Annotated in this window: 1 protein-coding gene; it reads right to left on the reverse strand. The window is 66.6% G+C overall.

Going from position 1 to position 1,223, the window contains the following annotated elements:
* A partial coding sequence (locus HMPREF0591_RS29845; protein WP_040624529.1) for an ISL3 family transposase occupies positions 1 to 1,083 on the reverse strand: 1,083 nt, incomplete at its 3' end.
* Positions 1,084 to 1,223: the final 140 nt, after the last annotated feature.

Raw genomic sequence — 1,223 nt, forward strand, 5'->3', positions numbered from 1 at the left:
TATCGACTCGATCAGCCTGGTCATTGCCTTCTTGCCGTGACGTCGGTTCGGGTCGGCGTAGGCGGCGATGATCTTCTGATAGATCAGCCAGGCGACCTTGACGGCGAGATGGTCGTCGCCGTCGAGCACCTCGGTCAGCCGGGTGTATTGGCGTGGGGAGAGCAGCTGCAGGCGGGTTCGGGCGATGCGCCGGATCCCATAGAGCGGGTCACCGGTGTGTCCGCGCCGACCCAGGGTCTGCTGCTGGATGCGTTGGCGGATCAGGTCGAGCTTGGTCCCGGCCAAAGCCACAACGTGGAAGGGGTCCATCACGGTGACCGCGTCCGGGATGACCTCGGTGGCGGCGGTCTTGTAGCCGGCGAACCCGTCCATCGCAATGACCTCCACGGCCCGGGCAAAGTCGGTGGGTTGGGCGGCCAACCACGTGGCCAGTGCGGTCGCTGAGCGTCCTTCGACCAGGTCGAGCAGGCGTGCCGGGCCGGTCTGGTCGTGGGTAGGCGTGAGGTCGATGATCAGCGTGACGAACCCCTCTGTGCCGCGACGCCGAGGCGCCCAGCGATGCTCATCGACACCGATCACCGTCACCCCGGCCAGCCGATCCGGCCCGGTTGTGGCGATCAGGCCGGCGGTCGCACGCATCGCGATGGAGCTGACAGTATGCCAGGACACCCCGAGTTCGGCGGCGATCGCCGAAATGGTGGTGCGGTCGATCATCAACCGCCGCAATACATACCGGGCACAGCGCCGCGTCGTCGATGAGCGCGGGGCCGCCAACTTGCCCAGATCCTGGTTGAACACTGCCCGCCCACACGCTGGCGTTGTGCAGCGGTAGCGAGGTAGGGCACCCTGCAGCACCAGCGGGTAGCCGGCCACCGGCAGATCCGTCAACGGCCGAGTCACAGTGTCGCGGTAGCGGCCCTCCCGGCCGCAGTCCGGACACCTGGCGTCACAGGCCACCGGCCTGCAGAAGATCGTCGTCGTCTTCTCGTCGACCGCGGCGTCGGTGATCGTCACCCCCAACTCGATGGTGCGCATGATCGTGTCGGCAACAACAGACGGCGGGCAGGCAGTAGCCTCAGGCAAGGGTCACCTCGGTGGTGTTGGTGAAGCGGCGTGTAGGAACCTGAATCGTCACCCACCGAGGCCCCACCTCAGCTCAACGACACGAACCCCCACCGCGGATATCCGCCAACCACTGCTGCACGCTCATTTCCGCAGAGCCC

It is taken from the genome of Mycobacterium parascrofulaceum ATCC BAA-614 (assembly GCF_000164135.1).
Classification (GTDB): Bacteria; Actinomycetota; Actinomycetes; order Mycobacteriales; family Mycobacteriaceae; genus Mycobacterium; species Mycobacterium parascrofulaceum.